The sequence below is a fragment of the Oceanobacillus piezotolerans genome, assembly GCF_003665065.1.
Taxonomy (GTDB): Bacteria; Bacillota; Bacilli; order Bacillales; family Amphibacillaceae; genus Oceanobacillus; species Oceanobacillus piezotolerans.
In genome coordinates, this window is sequence record NZ_RCHR01000006.1 from 60124 (window position 1) to 78317 (window position 18194).

At 39.4% G+C, this 18194-nt stretch carries 17 protein-coding genes and 2 other annotated features; of the genes, 6 read left to right on the plus strand and 11 right to left on the minus strand.

Going from position 1 to position 18194, the window contains the following annotated elements; all coding sequences use genetic code 11:
* Positions 1 to 795: 795 nt before the first annotated feature.
* Genes trpA through trpE form a run of 7 tightly spaced genes read right to left on the minus strand, consistent with a single transcriptional unit; the run spans position 796 to position 7181 of the window.
* Positions 796 to 1590, minus strand: coding sequence for a tryptophan synthase subunit alpha (gene trpA, locus D8M04_RS15770; RefSeq protein ID WP_121524382.1), 795 nt, complete (start codon positions 1588 to 1590; stop codon positions 796 to 798).
* Positions 1591 to 2787, minus strand: a complete 1197-nt coding sequence (gene trpB / locus D8M04_RS15775; RefSeq protein ID WP_121524383.1) for a tryptophan synthase subunit beta — start codon at positions 2785 to 2787, stop codon at positions 1591 to 1593.
* On the minus strand, positions 2784 to 3404 hold the full coding sequence (locus D8M04_RS15780; protein WP_121524384.1) for a phosphoribosylanthranilate isomerase: 621 nt from the start codon (positions 3402 to 3404) through the stop codon (positions 2784 to 2786). Before D8M04_RS15780 ends, trpB begins: the two co-directional genes overlap by 4 nt.
* Complete coding sequence (gene trpC / locus D8M04_RS15785) at positions 3404 to 4195, minus strand: indole-3-glycerol phosphate synthase TrpC (RefSeq protein ID WP_121524385.1); 792 nt, start codon at positions 4193 to 4195, stop codon at positions 3404 to 3406. Before trpC ends, D8M04_RS15780 begins: the two co-directional genes overlap by 1 nt.
* 1 nt (position 4196) lies before the next feature.
* On the minus strand, positions 4197 to 5222 hold the full coding sequence (gene trpD / locus D8M04_RS15790; RefSeq protein ID WP_121524386.1) for an anthranilate phosphoribosyltransferase: 1026 nt from the start codon (positions 5220 to 5222) through the stop codon (positions 4197 to 4199).
* Entirely contained in the window at positions 5219 to 5806 is a 588-nt protein-coding gene (locus tag D8M04_RS15795; RefSeq protein WP_121524387.1) for an anthranilate synthase component II, read from the minus strand. The genes trpD and D8M04_RS15795 overlap by 4 nt, the downstream gene beginning before the upstream one ends.
* Positions 5787 to 7181: an anthranilate synthase component I gene (trpE, locus tag D8M04_RS15800; RefSeq protein WP_121524388.1), complete on the minus strand. Its 1395-nt coding sequence runs from the start codon at positions 7179 to 7181 to the stop codon at positions 5787 to 5789. The genes D8M04_RS15795 and trpE overlap by 20 nt, the downstream gene beginning before the upstream one ends.
* A 67-nt stretch (positions 7182 to 7248) precedes the next feature.
* Positions 7249 to 7502 (minus strand) — a binding site (T-box leader).
* Between the two features lie 138 nt (positions 7503 to 7640).
* Positions 7641 to 7887: a binding site (T-box leader), on the minus strand.
* 151 nt (positions 7888 to 8038) lie between these two features.
* Between trpE and D8M04_RS15805 the strand changes: the two genes are divergently transcribed.
* Complete coding sequence (locus D8M04_RS15805; RefSeq protein WP_121524389.1) at positions 8039 to 8899, plus strand: AraC family transcriptional regulator; 861 nt, start codon at positions 8039 to 8041, stop codon at positions 8897 to 8899.
* A 127-nt stretch (positions 8900 to 9026) separates the two neighbouring features.
* On the opposite strand, the gene D8M04_RS15810 is transcribed toward D8M04_RS15805, so the two are convergent.
* Positions 9027 to 9572: a nitroreductase family protein gene (locus D8M04_RS15810; RefSeq protein WP_425464029.1), complete on the minus strand. Its 546-nt coding sequence runs from the start codon at positions 9570 to 9572 to the stop codon at positions 9027 to 9029.
* A 151-nt stretch (positions 9573 to 9723) separates the two neighbouring features.
* On the opposite strand from D8M04_RS15810, the gene D8M04_RS15815 reads away from it, so the two are divergent.
* Both D8M04_RS15815 and D8M04_RS15820 read left to right on the plus strand, forming a co-directional pair.
* Complete coding sequence (locus D8M04_RS15815) at positions 9724 to 10182, plus strand: DUF2269 family protein (RefSeq protein WP_121524391.1); 459 nt, start codon at positions 9724 to 9726, stop codon at positions 10180 to 10182.
* A 40-nt stretch (positions 10183 to 10222) separates the two neighbouring features.
* Positions 10223 to 10675 (plus strand): SRPBCC family protein, encoded by a 453-nt coding sequence (locus tag D8M04_RS15820; protein WP_121524392.1) that lies wholly within the window; start codon positions 10223 to 10225, stop codon positions 10673 to 10675.
* Positions 10676 to 10712: 37 nt separating this feature from the next.
* Here the strand turns inward: D8M04_RS15820 and D8M04_RS15825 are convergent, their stop codons facing one another.
* On the minus strand, positions 10713 to 11735 hold the full coding sequence (locus D8M04_RS15825) for a D-alanyl-D-alanine carboxypeptidase family protein (protein WP_121524393.1): 1023 nt from the start codon (positions 11733 to 11735) through the stop codon (positions 10713 to 10715).
* Positions 11736 to 12076: 341 nt separating this feature from the next.
* On the opposite strand from D8M04_RS15825, the gene D8M04_RS15830 reads away from it, so the two are divergent.
* Positions 12077 to 13267: an MFS transporter gene (locus D8M04_RS15830; RefSeq protein WP_121524394.1), complete on the plus strand. Its 1191-nt coding sequence runs from the start codon at positions 12077 to 12079 to the stop codon at positions 13265 to 13267.
* Between the two features lie 74 nt (positions 13268 to 13341).
* Here D8M04_RS15830 and pepT read toward each other — a convergent pair whose 3' ends face one another.
* Positions 13342 to 14577, minus strand: a complete 1236-nt coding sequence (gene pepT, locus D8M04_RS15835; RefSeq protein ID WP_121524493.1) for a peptidase T — start codon at positions 14575 to 14577, stop codon at positions 13342 to 13344.
* A 119-nt stretch (positions 14578 to 14696) separates the two neighbouring features.
* Here pepT and D8M04_RS15840 point away from each other — a divergent pair, with 119 nt between their 5' ends.
* Positions 14697 to 15197, plus strand: a complete 501-nt coding sequence (locus D8M04_RS15840; RefSeq protein WP_121524395.1) for a GNAT family N-acetyltransferase — start codon at positions 14697 to 14699, stop codon at positions 15195 to 15197.
* A 2-nt stretch (positions 15198 to 15199) separates the two neighbouring features.
* Positions 15200 to 16030 carry a sulfurtransferase gene (locus D8M04_RS15845; RefSeq protein WP_121524396.1) on the plus strand — a complete coding sequence of 277 codons (831 nt, stop codon included), beginning with the start codon at positions 15200 to 15202 and terminating at the stop codon, positions 16028 to 16030.
* A 178-nt stretch (positions 16031 to 16208) separates the two neighbouring features.
* Here the strand turns inward: D8M04_RS15845 and D8M04_RS15850 are convergent, their stop codons facing one another.
* Positions 16209 to 17969, minus strand: a complete 1761-nt coding sequence (locus D8M04_RS15850; protein WP_121524397.1) for a methyl-accepting chemotaxis protein — start codon at positions 17967 to 17969, stop codon at positions 16209 to 16211.
* Positions 17970 to 18194 lie beyond the last annotated feature (225 nt).

The window sequence follows — 18194 nt, forward strand, 5'->3', positions numbered from 1 at the left end:
TTAGTTATAGCATAGTAATATACCCATTTTCTATTAAGTAATAGGAAATGTTTTATTATCATAGGAATACAACCTATACAAATACTACGAGGAGGAATATATATAATATAAATCTAGACCTGAAAGTTTAGATTTGTTTTTTCCTTCGACCCATGATTGCTCATTTAGAAGGCCTTTATATTAGGTCTTCCCTTTTTAATATAAATTCAACATTTTTCCATTATCAGTTCCCAATTATCATCATTTACTAGTAATATAGTTGATAGAAATGGGAAACTTGTTGGATAAACGATATTGTTTCATTTGATAATGATGACAATAATGATAGATCAGTACTATTAGAATCTATAATGGACCAGCTAATGTCTTCCGTCCAGATGTAGTTATTTACGAAAGTTTATCGATATTGACGGGGAGGGGATGTTGATATAATAAGCGTACCAATTGCACATGTAAACAGAGTAAATAAAGATGATCGAAATGTAACATATATGGTTACGGGAGAAGTGTTCGGAGATGACATTTTCCTCATTAATCCGCTAACTTTCACCGGAGTGCTAAGATAAAAAGCGCAATAGCTAATTATGGATTTGTATCTTTTTACATATATTTTTATGACACTTTATCGTGTTCAAGTTCATCTTTTGAAAAATAACTTAAACATGATACAAAAGGAACTTAGCCAAAAGGGAATGATGAACACTTGGGTAAATAAACATTTGTTAATTTAAATAGAACTTGGCAAGCTGCTTGGGGCTTGCCAAGTTCTATCATCACCCTCTAGAATGCACTACCCTACAGCCTCACATTCTCTTTCTTCACACTACCTTCAATCAGCGTGCGAACTTCATCGTCCTTGCTTTCATGAAGAAGATCCACAATTTTACTTCCTACAATTACACCATCACAAGAAGCGCTTAGCTCATGCGCTTGCTCCACGCTTGAAACGCCAAAGCCAGCTAAAACAGGTACAGGACTGTGTTTCTTCAATGTTTCTAAATATGATTTAACTTCTTCACTATGTGCCTTTCTTGCACCAGTTGTACCCATAACCGATACAGCGTATAAGAATCCTTCTGAACGGCTAGCAATTTCTTTCATTCGTTCCTCTGGACTTGTCATAGCCGCAAGACGAATAAAGGCAATCTCTCGCTTCTGTAATGCATCTCTTACCAAATCTTCCTCTTCCATTGGTAAATCAGGGATAATTACGCCATCGACCCCGGAAGTAACACAGGCATCAGTAAATTCCTCAATGCCATAAATAAAGATAGGGTTCACATACGTCATCAGAATGATCGGAACAGAGCGTTCTTCTTTAAACGTCGCTAATACTTCAAGCACACCTTTAAGCGTAGTACCTGCCTTTAATGCGCGCTGCCCTGCTGCTTGAATTGTAGGGCCATCTGCAACAGGGTCGGAAAAGGGAATCCCTAATTCAATTGCCGAGACACCACTATCCGTTAAAAAGTGAATTCTATCTTTCAATTTATCTAATCCACCATCGCCAGCCATAATATATGGAACGAATAGATTCTCGTCGGCTGCTAATTTTGATTTAAAGATTGAGTCGATTCGATTTTTCCCCATTTATTTTCCCTCCAATCGATGTTTCACTTGGTCGACGTCCTTGTCACCGCGTCCTGATAGGCAGATTACAAGGCTTTCCTTAGGATCCATTTCTTTTGCTAGTTTCAGAGCATAGGCAACTGCATGGGCACTCTCTAAGGCCGGAATGATTCCTTCTGTTCTTGATAAAAATTGGAAAGCCTCTAATGCTTCCTCATCTGTTATAGCTTTGTACGTGACACGCTTAATATCATGCAGGTGGCTATGTTCTGGGCCTACCCCAGGGTAATCAAGTCCTGCTGAGATGGAGAAGGCTTCTTCAATTTGCCCATCTTCATCCTGTAGGAGATGAGAAAGAGTACCATGTAAAATACCAAGTCGGCCTTTTGACAGTGTTGCTGCGTGCTGAGTGGTATCGACACCTGCCCCCGCAGCTTCTACACCGTAAAGCTTTACGTCCTCGTCCTCGATAAACGGATAGAACATTCCCATTGCATTACTTCCACCACCGACACAGGCGACAACAGCATCTGGCAGTTTACCAATTTGCTCTAGGCTTTGCTGCTTTGTTTCCTTTCCAATAACTGATTGTAAGTCACGGACAATCTTAGGGAAAGGGTGGGGACCAACGGCAGAACCTAAGATATAATGTGTATCGTTTACATGGCTTACCCAATAGCGTAGTGCTTCATTTGTTGCATCTTTTAAGGTGCCACTTCCGCTTGAAACACTGCGAACCTCTGCGCCTAGTAATTCCATTCGAAAGACATTAAGCTTTTGTCTGCGAATATCCTCTTCCCCCATAAAGACAATACAATCAAGCCCTAATAGGGCACAGACCGTAGCGGTTGCCACGCCATGTTGTCCTGCTCCGGTTTCGGCAACGACCTTCTTCTTACCCATTCGAACGGTCAAGAGACCCTGCCCAATCGTGTTGTTTATCTTATGTGCCCCTGTATGGTTTAGGTCTTCACGTTTCAAGTAAATCTGAGGCCCACCTAGCTGTTTTGTTAATTGTTCTGCAAAGTAAAGTGGCGTTTCTCTCCCGACATATTGTTTTAAGTAATAGTTTAATTGTTCTATAAAACTAGGATCCTGGATTGCTTCCTCGTAATCCTTTTCTAACTCAATTAAAGCTGGCATTAATAATTCTGGAACAAATTGTCCGCCAAATTTCCCGTAGCGTCCTCTGCTATCCGGCATGGTGTAGGTTGTCATAAAACTTCATCCTTTCTCGTCTTTTTAGCTTCCGTGATAAACTGCATTATCTTTTCAATATCTTTTTCATTATTGGTTTCGACTCCACTTGAAACGTCGACACCGATAGGACCTGCAATTTGAATGGCCTGCCTTACATTATCGGCTGTGAGTCCCCCAGCTAAAATGATTTTCTCGTGTGGAATTGCTAGTTCAGTTACAGCACTCCAGTCAAAGGTAATCCCATTGCCGCCTCGATAGGCTCCTTTCGGGCTATCGAGTAATAGATACTCACAGGGATAATCTCGCATTTCTTTTACTTCGATTTCTCCTACTGAGAATGCCTTTATTACTGGGTAGGGGAGGGAGGCTGCAACATGTGCATCCTCATCTCCATGTAATTGGATGTAATCTAAGCCAACTACCTCAGCAATTTCTATCATTCTATCAACCGTTTCATTTACAAAAACGCCGACCTTTTTTACATGGGAAGGAAGGCTTGTGGCAATCTCTGCTGCAGTTGAAGGATTAATTTTCCGCTTACTCTCTGCAAAAACAAATCCTATAAAATCAACTCCGGCTTGTTCCGCAACAAGAGCCGCTTCCTTATTTTTTATCCCGCAGATTTTAACAAGCATTAGCTGTTTCCACCTCTCACCGGTAAAGCTACTTTTAACTCTTTAAAGGTATCCTCAAGGTTTGGCGATAGCATCAAGGTTTCCCCGACCAAAACAGCCTCTGCTCCTACGTCGCGAACGCGAATGACATCTTCTTGTGTCCTCATCCCACTTTCACTAATAAGCAGGATTTCTGGATTTGTGACCATAGAAGCTAATCTTTCGGTCGTAGCGATATCCACTTCAAAGGTTTTTAGATTTCGATTGTTTATTCCAATGATATCGGGTTGAAGCTTAAGGGCGCGCTCCATTTCCTCCTCATTGTGAACTTCGACAAGCACTTCGAGCTGGCGCTCTATCGCATAGTTATAAAGGGATCTCAAATCCTCATCATTTAGTGCAGCAACAATTAATAGAATTATGTTTGCCCCGGCTGCCTGTGCCTGGTCAATTTGCACAGGATGGATGACAAAATCCTTACAAAGAATGGGAATATCGACCACTTCACGTACTGCTTTCAAATCATCAATAGTCCCATTAAAGAAGGCCTTGTCTGTTAACACGGAGATGGCTGAAGCACCATTCGCCTCATACTGCTTTGCTTGTGTAATCGGATCAACCCCCTGATTGATATCCCCTTTTGAAGGAGAAGCGCGTTTTATTTCTGAGATAATTTGTACGGTAGAAGAAGCGTCCACTTGCTCTTTAAACGAAGGTACAGTTAGCTTTTCTGGAATTTGATCAAATGTTTGTTTTACTAATTCTGTTACTTCTTTTCTCTTTTCAACGAGTATCTTATCTAAAATGGTCATATTATATCACCCCACTTGGAATTTTCTTGCTGTACGTGATTAGGTTTTCCAATTTGGAAAGCGCCGCACCGGATTCAATGCTTTCTCTTGCCATGTCAATTCCTTCGATAATTGTTTCTGCTTTGCCGTTGGTAAAAATACCAAGTCCGGCGTTTAAGAGCACGGTGTCATAATAAGCACCTTTCTTGCCATTCAAAACACTTAATAAAATTTCAGCATTCCTTTTTGCATCTCCACCACGAATTTCATCTTTTGAAAAGTAAGGTAATCCAACATCTTCTGGTCTTAACGTAAAGGAGGTTAACTCCCCGTCTTCTAATAAGATAAGATGGTTTTCACCAGCAAGCGTAGCTTCATCGACACTTCCGGCACCGGTTAATACAAGTGCACGGCGTCGTCCTAATCTCTTCAACGATTCAGCTAGCATTGGCAGCAAGTCTTTTCGGTATACACCGAGTAGCTGTGAATCTAGTTCAACCGGATTGGTCAAAGGCCCGATTACATTAAAAACCGTAGCAATTCCCAACTCTTTACGAACTCTCGTAAAAGGCTTCAGGGCATTGTGAACATTTGGGGCGAACAGAAAGGCGATTTTATTCTCATGCAGCAATTCATCCACCTGATCCTTTGTAAAGTTTAAAGAAATTCCTAATGCTTCTAGCACATCTGCACTTCCAGATTTACTCGTGATACTGCGATTTCCATGCTTCGCAACGGTAATTCCCGCCCCGGCAATGACAAAGGCTGAAGTCGTGCTCACATTAAAGCTATACGATTTATCGCCCCCCGTTCCGCAATTATCCATCGCATTCAGAATGGGTGAGGTACGGAAGGTGGATTCGGCTCGAATCACATCGACAATTCCGGCTACTTCCTCAGCTGTTTCTCCTTTCGCTTGCAATGCTGTAAGAAGCGAAGCTATTTCGGAATTTGTTGCCACATCAGTTAGGCAATATCTGGTTGCATCCTGCATTTCTTCCTGTGTTAAATGAACTCCTGCAATTAACTTTTCTAAATAATGTTTCATGATACTTTCTCCTTTCTAATTTCCTTTATAAAGTTTCGAATCATGTTTTTCCCTGTCTCTGTTCCTATCGATTCTGGATGGAATTGTACACCGTAAATGGGATGCTTCTTATGTTTAATTGCCATAATTTCCCTATCATCCTTTGCGGTTGCTGTGACCTCGAGTTCATCTGGTAAATAAACTGGGTCGATGACATAGGAGTGATACCGCATGACCTCAAGGTTCGTTGGCAACAGTTCAAATAATGTCTCCCCTTTGTGCTCAATGATTGAGGTTTTTCCATGCATAATGTTTGTTGCTTGCCTCAGCTTTCCACCCAATGCTTCAGCAATTACTTGATGGCCTAAGCAGATGCCAAAGATTGGAATCTGCTGATGGAATCGCTGGACCAGTTCGATACATATACCAGCTTGCTGGGGTAATTTTGGTCCAGGTGAGATTACGATTGCCTCGGGTTTTAATACGTCGATTTCTTCTAAGGTAATTCGATCATTACGAACCACTTGAACTTCTGCGCCTTCTTCGGAAAAATATTGGTACAGGTTATACGTAAACGAGTCGTAATTATCCACTAACAAAATCAAATTTATTCACCTCCATTAAAGACCTAGCTTTATTTAATGTTTCTTGGTATTCCATTTCTGGATTAGAATCATAGACGATACCCGCCCCAGCTTGCAGATAAGCCTTGTTGCCTTTCACCATAAGCGAACGAATTGCAAGGGCAATGTTTAGGTTGTGGTTAAAATTAATAAAACCTATTCCACCTGCATAGGCACCACGTTTTTTCTCTTCCAGCTCATTAATGATTTGCATCGCCCGTATCTTTGGAGCACCTGATACCGTACCTGCCGGGAGACATGAGATTAATGCATCGATGCTAGAATAGTTCGGGTTGAGAAGTCCCTTTACTTCTGAAACGATGTGCATCACGTGTTGATATTTTTCAATGGTCATGTAGGTTGGAATCGTAATACTACCAATCTCGCAGACTTTACCAAGGTCATTCCGACTGAGGTCCACCAGCATGCGATGTTCTGCGATTTCCTTTTTATCTGCTAGTAAATCTTGCATCAATCGTTCATCCTCTTCTGGCGTTTGTCCGCGTGGTCTTGTACCAGCAATTGGATTCGTAATAATTTCCTGCCCTTCCACCTGCACGAGACTTTCTGGAGAAGCCCCTAGAATGACATAGTCTTCAAAATCAAGGTAAAACATATATGGAGAAGGGTTCGCTTTTCTTAACTTTTGGTAAAAAATAAAGGGACTGCCTTGGACCTTTGCGACCATTCGCTGAGATAAAACGACTTGGAAAATGTCTCCCTGGCGGATGTATTCTTTTGCTTTCTCTACTTTTTCTTTAAACGCTTCCTCTGTCATTTGTGGCTCGAATTGTAAGGATGTATTTTCTGTGGGTTTATCTAATGGTGTTTGGTCGAGCGCATCTTTTAAGTGAATTAAGCGCTGGTCAAGCTGGTTTTCTGTATCGTTTGTTGCATTAACCGCGATAAGGTGTAGCTTTTGGTTTACATGGTCAAATACAATGACGTCTTGGTAAAGCAAGAAATGAATGTCTGGCATGTTAATTTCATCGGGTAAGTTATCTCCTATATCCTCAAATTGACGAATAACATCATAGCCAACATATCCTATTGCTCCACCATAGAAGGGGAGGGGGAGTCCTGTTTCTATTTTTGGCAGATGCTCCTTGATAAACTGTAGAGTGCCAGTTGCGTGTGTCTGTTTATCATCTGTAACATGGTTGATTAAGACTGTTTCATTGCCATGTCCTATGATTTCCTGATAAGGATTTTGAGCGATAAAGGAATATTTTCCCTTTTGTTCATGTTGAAATGTACTTTCTAAAATGCATTTTTTATTTCCAGCTAGATTTGTGTAAATATCGATAGGGGTGAGAGACCCAGCGATAACTTCGATGGATTTATACTGTAAAGCCATTAGCGTTCCTTCCCTTCTGAAAAAAATTTATAAAAAAAAGTCCTCTATACACACAAATATTGTGCGTATAGAGGACGATTGACCGCGGTGCCACCTCTTTTGAAAAGACAAACTTTTCATCTCTTTCGAATACAGAATGAGTCTCTCCTTCACTCGATATTCTATCCGTATAACGTCGGAATTCCGTTTTTCCCTACTTCCTTTATTTCAGGAAAACTCTCGTAAGTCCATTCAGATAAGCGACGCGTACTGGGTTCACACCAATCTCCAGCTCTCTGTTACGCGCTCGTCTTACTTACTACTCTTACTCATTGATTTTGGATATACAATTAAAAGGAGGTTCAACAGTCCGGTAAAAATGCCACATCGACAACAGGACGTTGCGAACTTAGCCGACCTCGGTCCTTTTTATCCTCCTTTTTGAACTTGCATTAGAAATACAAAAAGTCCCCCATCCAAGAAAAGGACGAGGGACCGTGGTACCACCTTTATTAGCTAAACAGCTCACTTTGGCAATATAAAGCACTATGCTTCATATCTGTCTTTTGTAACGAAAAGACGGGTCGCCAAAGCCTACTGCATAAAAGTTATGTTTCGGTTTGGAAGCTCAGAAGCCCATTCATCTACCTGATCACACTGATTCGCACCATCCATCAGCTCTCTTAAGTGTCGAGAATAGATTACTCTTCTTCATCATCGCTAATAGTATTCTTACTATTGGAATTAATGTTAAAATATTTAATAATAAAAGTCAAGAGGAAATTTAAATTAATTTATTTAAAACCTGTTATCAAAAAGCAGAAAGGAACAGGAAGAGAAAATCAAAGGTTGTTACAGTAAGAGCAGGAGGGGAGCTTATGGAAATATTAAACCATTTAGTAGATTCGATTGATTATATCGAAGGAAATCTTGATTCGGTGATAAAGGTAGATGAACTTGCACGTATTGCACAAATGTCAAAGTTTCATTATCAGCGTATGTTTCATATGATTACGGGTTATACAGTGAATGAATATATTCGAAATCGCCGAATTACTATAGCTGCTCAGGAACTAACGAATGAAAAATCTAAAGTTATTGATGTAGCATTTAAGTACGGATATGAAACGCCAGAGGCTTTTTCAAAAGCATTTCGTCGAATTCATGGCATTAGTCCTTCGGCAGCTAAGAAAGAGGCACAATCCTTAAAAGCGTATCCTAAGCTCTCCTTTCAAATTCAGATAAAGGGTGATGTAGAAATGGATTACAAAATTGTTGAAAAAGAGGCATTCCAACTAGTTGGAAAAGGAATAAAGACGTCTACTCGTAATGGGGCTAACAGAAGAGAGATTCCAGCTTTTTGGCAAGAAGCTGGAGAAAGTGGATTAGTACATGAGTTTGATAAGAGAGCGGGAAGGCTAGGTGTAATTGGAGCTTGTTTGGAATTTGATATGGAACAGGAATCCATGACCTACTTTATTGGTGTTGAAAAATCAAATGAATCTTTTCCAAGTGACTGGGAGGAAAAAAGCGTCCCTCAAGCCTCATGGGCTGTATTTCCAATCCATGGTCCAATGCCAACCGCTATTCAAAAAGGGTGGGACCGGATTTTCTCCGAATGGCTTCCATCTACAGGGTATGAATTAGCAGAAGGACCGGAGCTTGAGGTCTATGTAAGTGATGAGGATCCAAATGGGGATGATTACTATAGTGAGGTTTGGGTACCAATTAAGAAATAAAATAACTTAGGCTGATTAGCTAAAAGGCGAAAATGCTCAAAATCAGCAGATGAAATATACGCAGATTCCGAAAGGCGCAAATCAATAAAAGCAAGGGCTGCTTCTTTAGCACCTTGCTTATTTCCTCTTAATAAACAGTAAATTTATCCTGAACTGAGATTCTATCTTTTTTAGCTGGCACTTCGTCGAAATAGCCTAAATGGATAAAACCTACAATTTTTTCATTTTCCCCAGCTTGAATAATTTCTTTGACCTTCTGATCGTAAATATGCGGATTCGTCTTCCACACGACACCAAGGTCTTTTTCCCAGGCCAGCAGCCAGAAGTTCTGAATCATCGCAGCAGTAGCACCATAATTTTCTTCCCATTGCTTCGGTATTTCGGATTCTTCCATAAGCACAACGAGTATAGCATTTGGTTCGTTCAGATAATTTTCTCGATTTTCCCTTCTTCCCTCGGGATAAGTGCTTGCCACCTTTTTAGCAAAATCCGGCAATCGATCTTGTCCGACGAAAATAAATCGCCAAGGCTGACGTATTCCGTGGGTTGGTGCCCATATGGCTGGTTCTAAAAGCTCACGCACCGTTTCTTCCTTGACTTCTTTGTCGGTGTATCCTTTCTTTATCGCCCGTCTTTCTTTTATCACCTTTGTTAGATAACTTTGCTCCACTATGTCTCCCCCTCACCCTTAAATGATAACTATTATCAATTACCTCTAATACTAATCGATAAAAAAGGAAAAGGCAATAAAGCCTTTATGTACAGAACATCACAACATCTTTACCCTCCTTGTTGTAAAATGGAAAGAGACAGGAGGCATTATTTTGACATTTTATAATCTGCTAGTATTTATTCATATATTTGCTGCTATTATTGGAATGGGTCCAGGACTAGTCATGACATTGGTAGTGACAGCTGCAAAACCATCGAATATGACAGAGTTAAAACATGCATTTCGAATTCGAAATACTTTACATATCTTAACGATGATAGGGGGCACACTGTTACTGATAACCGGCATATGGATGGGATTGTTAAATCCTTATTGGTTTACACAGGGGTGGTATATAACGAGTTTAGTTCTGTTCCTCATTGCGCTAGCCTTTGGGCCACTTTTGTTAAAACCCAGATCGCAGCCAATAAAGCAGTTATTTAGAGATTACACAGGGGAAGAGATACCAAAGGAATACGATAGCCTTTCCCAAAAACTATTTTATGCTGAGCATATAGAAAATATGATCTTCCTCATTATAATCGCATTAATGATAATAAAGCCTTTATAATATGGTAAAATGAAGAAAAATAGACTGGGTGATATAGAACATGAAAACATGGTCCCATGAAGCAGTCATTGATGCAAACATTGAGAAGGTATGGCAGCTTTTTAATGGTTCATTAGAGGATATGCAAAAAGTAATGCCAAACGTAATAGAGAATGAGCTGGTAAAAGAGGGAAAAAACAATGTTGGAACCGTTTATCGGCAGAAATACCAAGAAGGAAAACGGGTTCAAGAGTATGAAGTAAAGACATTGGAATATGAAAATGAAGCGGAGCGAAAAAGGTTAAAAGTAGGATTTAACTTAGCGAATATGTTTGATATAACTGCCAAGTATGAATTAGAAAAGCTTGAAGAACATCAAACATTATTTAAATATACAACAACAAATAATCCATTGAAATGGTATATAAAGCCGCTTGTAAAGCTTGCATCCAATAAAGTTGTTGTTCAATTCGTTGATCGTGTGAAGGAAGTTGCAGAAGCAGAAGAACAATAATGAAGAATCCTGCCCCGCTAGGGAAGCAGGATTCTCTTTAATTAGTGAGGTATTCCTCTAAGGTGAGATTATTCTCTGTAATCTCTTTGGCAGCTTTTTCTCCGACATAGCGGATGTGCCACGGTTCATACTGGTACTTGGTAATCTCTTCTTTGCCCTCAGGGTAACGAATAATAAAACCAAATTCTGCAGCGTTCTCTGCTAGCCATTTCCCTTCATCTGTTTCACCGAAATCTGTATTAAGCTGGAATTCTACATCTGGGCTTGTCACGTCCATCGTCAATCCAGATTGATGCTCACTTTCACCAGGGCGAGCGCTAAATAGATTCGCTTCCTCCTCGCCATGATTGGAAACATAATTTGCAAACAACTCTTCCTGTCTATCGTAGGAACGATAACCAGATTGTGCATATAAATCTAGGCCAGCTTCCTCTGCTGCTTGGAAAAGTTCCTCTAATTTAGTTGCAGCGACTTCCCGAATTTGTTTCTTTGGTAAGTCCTCTTCAAAAGGGAACGGAACATCTGGGGTGACTAAATCACCTGGTTCGTATTCCTGTGGTAAAGCATATTCTTTATTCACTAATGCTAATTGGTCATACGGATTACCAATAACCGGTGTCCCGGAGCTCGTTGAAACTGGTTCTGCCTGTATAGGAAGTCCTATCCCTGCTTCTATAACACTACTATTCTCTAATAATTCATTGATTGTCTTCATTGTTTCTTCATTGTAAATGCCAATTGCAGTTAACCCTTGCTGTAGTTGCAGATCTGTAATTGCCCAAGTTGTCATTTCATCGTATTGCCCATTAATGGTTAACTCATAACCAATGGTATTTAATGCTGTTTGTAATTGTTCTACTTCTTTTCCCTCATCTTTTTTCTGTAGAGAGACTTCTGGAGTGTTGACTGAATCCGCTTCTTTATTATCTTCTCGTTCTTGAGCTGCTGTATCATTGTTAGGTTCCTTTTCTTCCCCAGGATTGGAATTATCCATCATTGCACAAGCAGACAGAACGAGAGAAGAGGAAAGCAATCCAATTCCAATTATTTTCTTTATCATTATTAAAATCTCCTTAATAGCTTGCTATATTCATATAACAACTGACTTTTATACACCCACCCTGAGGGAAGGCGCCTTTATATTTTCTCAATAATTGAGAAGAAGTTCAATAGGTTAATAATGTCGATTTATGAGTGGAAAATGAAACCCCTTATATATTATTAAAACCGCCCATAAACTGGAAAAAGTACTCATATCTTTATGGTATCCGCTTATAGATTTCAATAATCACCTATAAAATGATAAAACCGCTTATAAATACTGCACTTCTTCTCCTTAAGCAAAAAGGTATACTACCATGCAGTCATTCATAGATTACTAAAGAATTTAGGGGGAGTGGCATGACAAAGTCAATGAATGTATCGTATGTATTAATTACATCTTTATTGTTCAGCTGTGCACTGTTTGTAGTATCGGGAGTATATGTTGCTACACCTTTGCTTGAAGAATTCTCTATTTCTTTCGGGATACCCATAAGTAAGGCAGCGTGGTCTACAAGTATATTTTCATTTTGTTATGGTGCTGGTTTTTTGCTTTTTGGTCCTTTATCGGATAGATATGGGAGGAAAAGGCTTATTGGTTTCGGTTTGATTTGTCTAGCTATTTTAACGACTGCAATTGGTTTTACAACTTCATTCTCTCAGCTGGTACTCTTCCGAGGGTTACAGGGCTTTGTTGCAGCCACCTTTGCACCTTCTGCAATTGCCTATGTATTTGAGGTGTATCCGAAACAAAAAATCCCAACGGCTATTAGCTTTATTAGCTTTGGATTTGTATTATCAGGAATCTTGGGGCAGGTTGCAGCTGATTTCTTAAACCAAGTATGGCATTGGAAAGCAGCCTTCTTTTTCTTTGGCCTTTTGTATGTTTTGTGTGCCATGTTGGTCATTATATGTTTGCCTAATAAAGGGGAGAAGCGGGGAATAGAGATTCGGCAATACATCCAAATTTTAAGAGTAATCATGAAGAGCAGAAATCTTGTTTATAGTTATCTCATTACTTTTACACTGTTGTTAACGTTTCTTGGGATGTATACGGTGCTTGGTAATGTGCTAAGAGGCGCCCCATATCATCTAACTGATCAACAAATTCTTTATATAAGGGTAGTTGGAATTGTGGGGATGTTTCTTTCGCCATTTGCTGGAATTTTTGCTAGAAGGTTTGGTTCAGTAAGTGTATTGAAAGCAGGTCTCACACTAGCAGTTATCGGATTGGTTGGACTTGGAATTGTATCTCATCTCTCCCTTATCATTGGCATGAGCATCATTTTTGTGGCAGGAATTTCACTCACCTTTCCATCGATTATGATGGTAGTTGGCGGGCTTGGAGGGCAAAATCGTGCTATAGCCTCTTCGCTTTATACGTTCATTTTATTTGTTGGTGCAACTTTTGGGCCAATGATCTCTATTCCACTTATGAAAGAAACTAATTTCACCATAACCATGCTCGTACTTTCAGCCGTGATTGGAGCAGGATTGGCCATTTCCTTTTTATTAACGAAAAAAGTCGAAAGCCAGCAGCATGGTGGCTAGCTTTCGATTTTTTGAGCAAAACTTAATAAGAGGAACAGTTGGCAAAGAATTAAGGCGAATACCTTAGCTAGCTACTATTTTGCCTGCTCTTCGAATAATCTGCAAATCTCCACAATTACATTTGTTGCTTTTTCCATATTATCTACCGAAATGTACTCAAATTTGCCGTGGAAATTCTCACCGCCTGTAAAGACGTTCGGTGTTGGAAGTCCCATATAAGAAAGTTGGGAGCCATCTGTTCCACCGCGAATTGGCTCAATAATTGGCTCAATATCTAAGTTCTTCATCGCTTGGCTTGCGATATCCACGATTTCCATTACAGGTTCAATCTTCTCGCGCATGTTATAGTACTGATCATTCAACTCTAATTCTACGCTACTGTCACCATATTTGTTTTTCATTGCTTGTACAAATTTCTCGACAGTCGCTTTGCGATCTTCAAACTTTGCTCTATCATGATCCCGAATGATGTAATACACTTGCGTTTTTTCGACATCGCCATTAATGGAGAGCAAATGATAGAAGCCTTCGTGGCCTTCTGTATACTCTGGAGCTTCTTGCTCAGGGAACATACCTACAAATTCTGTTGCTAGTTTTCCAGCATTAATCATTTTATTCTTGGCTGTTCCAGGGTGAACGTTATTCCCTTTAAATGTCACTTTAGCAGCAGCTGCATTGAAGCTTTCGTACTGCAGCTCTCCAAGTGGTCCACCATCAATAGTGTAGGCATAAGATGCGTCAAAACGTTTTACATCAAATTTATGTGGCCCACGACCAATTTCTTCGTCCGGAGTGAACGCGATGCGAATGCGACCATGCTTGATTTCTGTATGCTGGATAAGATAGTTCATCGCGGTCATAATCTCGGCGATTCCTGCTTTATTGTCTGCACCAAGAAGGGTTGTTCCATCCGTTGTAATCAATGTATGGCCTTTATAGCTAGGTAACTCAGGGAATTCTTTTGCTGATAGTACAACATTTAATTCTTTGTTCAAGGTAATATCATTACCATCAAAGTTCTCAACAAGCTGTGGGTTTACATTTTTTCCTGTAAAATCAGTCGCAGTGTCAACATGTGCTAAGAAACCGATGGTTGGTACATCCTTGTCTGTATAAGCAGGAAGGGTAGCCATCAGGTAGCCGTTTTTGTCTACTTCTACCTCTTCAAGACCGATTTCCTTCATTTCGTCCACTAATAGATTTAATAAATCAAATTGACCTGGAGTAGATGGTGTTGTATCAGAGTCTTCATTTGACTGGGTGTCGATTTTGACATACGTGGTAAATCGTTTAATAATTTCATCTTTCATTTTCATGTCACTCCTCTTTCATTTCCATATCCGTATTTTACCATATCTATTCCGAGACTCGAAATAAGAGGGAAGGGAATTACAGTGGAAACATCGAATTAGTATAGAAAGAGGTGTTCATGGTGATTCGAGAAGTTATGGAAAAAGATGCAGAGCATTTAGCACAGCTTATTAGCCGAGTGGAAAGTGAAAGCCCATATATGCTGTACGGGGCAGGAGAGAGAAACATATCAGCAGAGAAGCAAATAGATATGATTTCACAAATAAAGAAGCAAGAAAACTCCATCATGCTGGTTGCAACGGTTAACGAGGAGTTGGTTGGTTATCTTTTCGCTTTAGGTGGGAATACAAAGAAAAATAGGCATACCGCTTATCTCGTGATTGGAATTGTGGAAGAACATCAGGGGAAAGGCATTGGGGCGAGATTGTTTGACTCTCTTGAACAATGGGCAAAAGGAAAGATACATCGGTTAGAATTAACAGTCATAAAGGACAATATTGCAGCTATAAAATTGTATGAGAAAGCCGGTTTCGAGAGGGAAGGAATCAAGCGAGATTCTTTATATATGAATGGGAAATACGTGGATGAGTATTATATGAGTAAATTATTGGAGGGATAAGGATGGCTTACATATTATCGGTAAATCAGTTAAAAGAAAAGCTTCAAAATCAGGACAAATTAGTCATTGTTGATGTGCGTTTTCAACTAACAGACGAAGAAGCAGGGAGAAAAATGTATCTGAGAAACCACTTGCCAGGTGCTGTATATTTAGATTTAAACAGAGACCTATCCGCCAAGCCTGGAAAGCATGGAGGCAACCATCCGTTACCAGAGTTGAATACGTTTATTGGGAAGTTAGGCAATATCGGAATAGATCAGGATACCGAAGTGGTGGTGTATGATCAAGAAAATGATATGTTTGCACCTCGGCTCTGGTGGTTTCTTCATCACTTGGGTCATGATAAGGTCTACGTCTTAGAGGGTGGCTACCAGCGATGGGTTCAAGCTGGTTATGAAGTTACTGATGAGATACCAAAACTCCAGGCGAAACGATTTGTTCCTAGAATTCAAGATGAGGGAACAGTAACGATGGAAGAGGTCAAAGAGAATGTTAGCAGTCAGAAAGCAGTATTAATTGATTCTCGAGAAAAGGATCGTTACTTAGGAATAAAAGAACCATTATATAGAAAAGCTGGTCATATTCCAGGGGCAATTCATTATTTCTGGAAGGATGTATTTACCGAAGATGGAAAGTGGAAAATGGTCGGAGAAATAGAGAAACATTTTCAAAACCTGGACAAATCCCAGGATATAATTGTCTCTTGCGGTTCTGGCGTTTCTGCATGCCCAAATATACTGGCATTGAAAATGGCTGGATATAAAAATGTGAAATTATATCCAGGCAGTTTTAGTGATTGGATTAGCTACGATGAGAATGAGATTGAATTATAGAAGTCTATAAATAAAAATATGATGAAATATTGTATCGCCGATAAACCATCGCAGACCGCCGTTATATTGAAAAAACCGCCGATAAAGTGAAGCTTCATTCACAGGCTGGTCTTGAGTTTCAATTGATTTCATTGTATGAATAAAGACATCCAGTTCTAAAACCTGGATGTCTCTTGTGCTATAACTTAAATATCTTCAATTCGTTCATTAATTGTTCTGAGAGCTCTTCAAGCTGCTCTGCACGATTAGTGACTTCTTCCATCGAACTAGCAGTTTGTTGTGATGAAGCGGCTGCTTCTTCTACTCCTGCAGCAGACTCCTCTGATACCGAAGCAATCTCTTCAATGGTTCCGTTCATACTCTGGCTATTTAATGAAATGCTTTTTAGATTGGTTGATATACTAGAAATTTTTTCTGCCATATCCAGTACAGCTTGATGAATGGTTTCAAAGTTTTGGCCAGTAGCTTCAATCCTATTCGTGCCTTCATGTACAGCGTCATATCCTGTATGAAGAGAATTCACTACTCTCTTTGTTTCTTGCTGAATGCTAGTTACAATGGAAGTGATTTCCCCTACTGAAGATGCAACTTGTTCAGAGAGCTTCCTCACTTCATCAGCTACAACTGCAAAACCCTTTCCGTGTTCACCAGCACGCGCAGCTTCAATCGCAGCATTCAATGACAATAAATTAGTCTGATCCGCTATGTCTTTAATAACACTAACGAGATGGGAAATCTCCGCGGATTGCTTGTCTAAGCTCTGCACCATACTAACCGAATCGGATACAATTGTATCGATATGTTTCATCTGATCAACCGATTTTTCCATTAGTGTTGTTCCGTCCTTTGTTAAAGAAAGAACATTATCTGATTGGGAAGTAATCTCCACTCCATATTGTTCAGAATCATTTACTTTATCGACAAAATCCTTCATTTGCTCTGCTAAATCAGAAGCTCCATTTGCTTGTGTTTCCGCACCAGAGGACAGTTCCTCCATGGTTTGGGCGATTTGTATATTTCCTTCTTTTACTTCTCTAGAAGAAATCGTTAATGCTTCCCCACTATCTTGAACCGCTTTGGCAGCTTGGGACACATTGGATAAGATACCCCTCATATTATCTTTCATAATATTAACTGCACTAAATAGCTGTCCAATCTCGTCTTTGCCGACATACGGATTGGTATCGATTGTAAGATCACCGTTCGCAGCTTGAGTCGTAGCACCTACAAGCTGACTTAAATATGTGCTGATCTTTCTGCTGATATAAACCATCAAGATTGTCCCTAGAACGATTACTAGAAGGTTGGAGACAACCAGAATAATAATACTAGTATTTATATTTCTATTTGCCGACGCAACGGTTTGTTCCTGTGTAGATTTTACATTTTCAATTAATTGGTTAGCTAATTCGGTTGTTTCTAAGCGTAAATTGGTTGAATAGTTTCGTTGAGAAGTAGCAAATGCCGTTCTGCCCTCATCAATCGCAGGTACCATTTCTTCTAATAAAATTTGGTTCATACTCTGATCATTATTCATGATTTGGGTAAAAATCTCTTTTTGTTCTTCTGTCTGCAGTGTAGGCTCCATGACTTCGAACAGCTCATTAATTTGATTGCTATAGTCGCTATATGCATCAATATATGCCGTTCTTTGTGTTAATAAATAATCTGCAATTTGCACATCTTTTAATTGAATGAAGGAGACTACTTGCGTCATGTCGTTTACCCAGTCATTTTGCTCTGTAATTGCCTCCATATCTGTTTGTGTTTTATTCAATTGCAGAAATACAATAATACTTCCAATAAGAAATAAAGCAATGGTGAAAGAAAAAACAGCAAGATATTTGTTGCTTAATTTAACATCTTTCCATTTTGATAAAAGCTTTCCTTTCACATTTTGCTTATTTGTATGTGTAATTTTCTTTTTCTTTTGTTTCATGTTGACCTCCCCGAATAGATAATAATACCTATAACTTTATATCGAGCAAAATAACGAAATGTAAAGCATTATGCTGAAAATTTAATAAAAAGTTTATATTAAAACTGTGCGTACTCCCTATATATCTATTTGAATTGCAAATTATTTTTGTCTTTAAAACTAGAAAAGGTGTTTGATATTATGTACACGGCTTGTACAAAAAGAATAAAGCAAAAATAACACTAT

What these genes read in the sequence shown, in the direction of transcription:
- trpA (WP_121524382.1), bottom strand. Translation starts at nt 1,590, where the DNA reads ATGGGGAAAAATCGAATCGACTCAATCTTTAAATCAAAATTAGCAGCC.
- trpB (WP_121524383.1), bottom strand. Translation starts at nt 2,787, where the DNA reads ATGACAACCTACACCATGCCGGATAGCAGAGGACGCTACGGGAAATTT.
- D8M04_RS15780 (WP_121524384.1), bottom strand. Translation starts at nt 3,404, where the DNA reads ATGCTTGTTAAAATCTGCGGGATAAAAAATAAGGAAGCGGCTCTTGTT.
- trpC (WP_121524385.1), bottom strand. Translation starts at nt 4,195, where the DNA reads ATGACCATTTTAGATAAGATACTCGTTGAAAAGAGAAAAGAAGTAACA.
- trpD (WP_121524386.1), bottom strand. Translation starts at nt 5,222, where the DNA reads ATGAAACATTATTTAGAAAAGTTAATTGCAGGAGTTCATTTAACACAG.
- trpE (WP_121524388.1), bottom strand. Translation starts at nt 7,181, where the DNA reads ATGGCTTTACAGTATAAATCCATCGAAGTTATCGCTGGGTCTCTCACC.
- D8M04_RS15805 (WP_121524389.1), top strand. Translation starts at nt 8,039, where the DNA reads ATGGAAATATTAAACCATTTAGTAGATTCGATTGATTATATCGAAGGA.
- D8M04_RS15820 (WP_121524392.1), top strand. Translation starts at nt 10,223, where the DNA reads ATGAAAACATGGTCCCATGAAGCAGTCATTGATGCAAACATTGAGAAG.
- D8M04_RS15825 (WP_121524393.1), bottom strand. Translation starts at nt 11,735, where the DNA reads ATGATAAAGAAAATAATTGGAATTGGATTGCTTTCCTCTTCTCTCGTT.
- D8M04_RS15830 (WP_121524394.1), top strand. Translation starts at nt 12,077, where the DNA reads ATGACAAAGTCAATGAATGTATCGTATGTATTAATTACATCTTTATTG.
- pepT (WP_121524493.1), bottom strand. Translation starts at nt 14,577, where the DNA reads ATGAAAGATGAAATTATTAAACGATTTACCACGTATGTCAAAATCGAC.
- D8M04_RS15840 (WP_121524395.1), top strand. Translation starts at nt 14,697, where the DNA reads ATGGTGATTCGAGAAGTTATGGAAAAAGATGCAGAGCATTTAGCACAG.
- D8M04_RS15845 (WP_121524396.1), top strand. Translation starts at nt 15,200, where the DNA reads ATGGCTTACATATTATCGGTAAATCAGTTAAAAGAAAAGCTTCAAAAT.
- D8M04_RS15850 (WP_121524397.1), bottom strand. Translation starts at nt 17,969, where the DNA reads ATGAAACAAAAGAAAAAGAAAATTACACATACAAATAAGCAAAATGTG.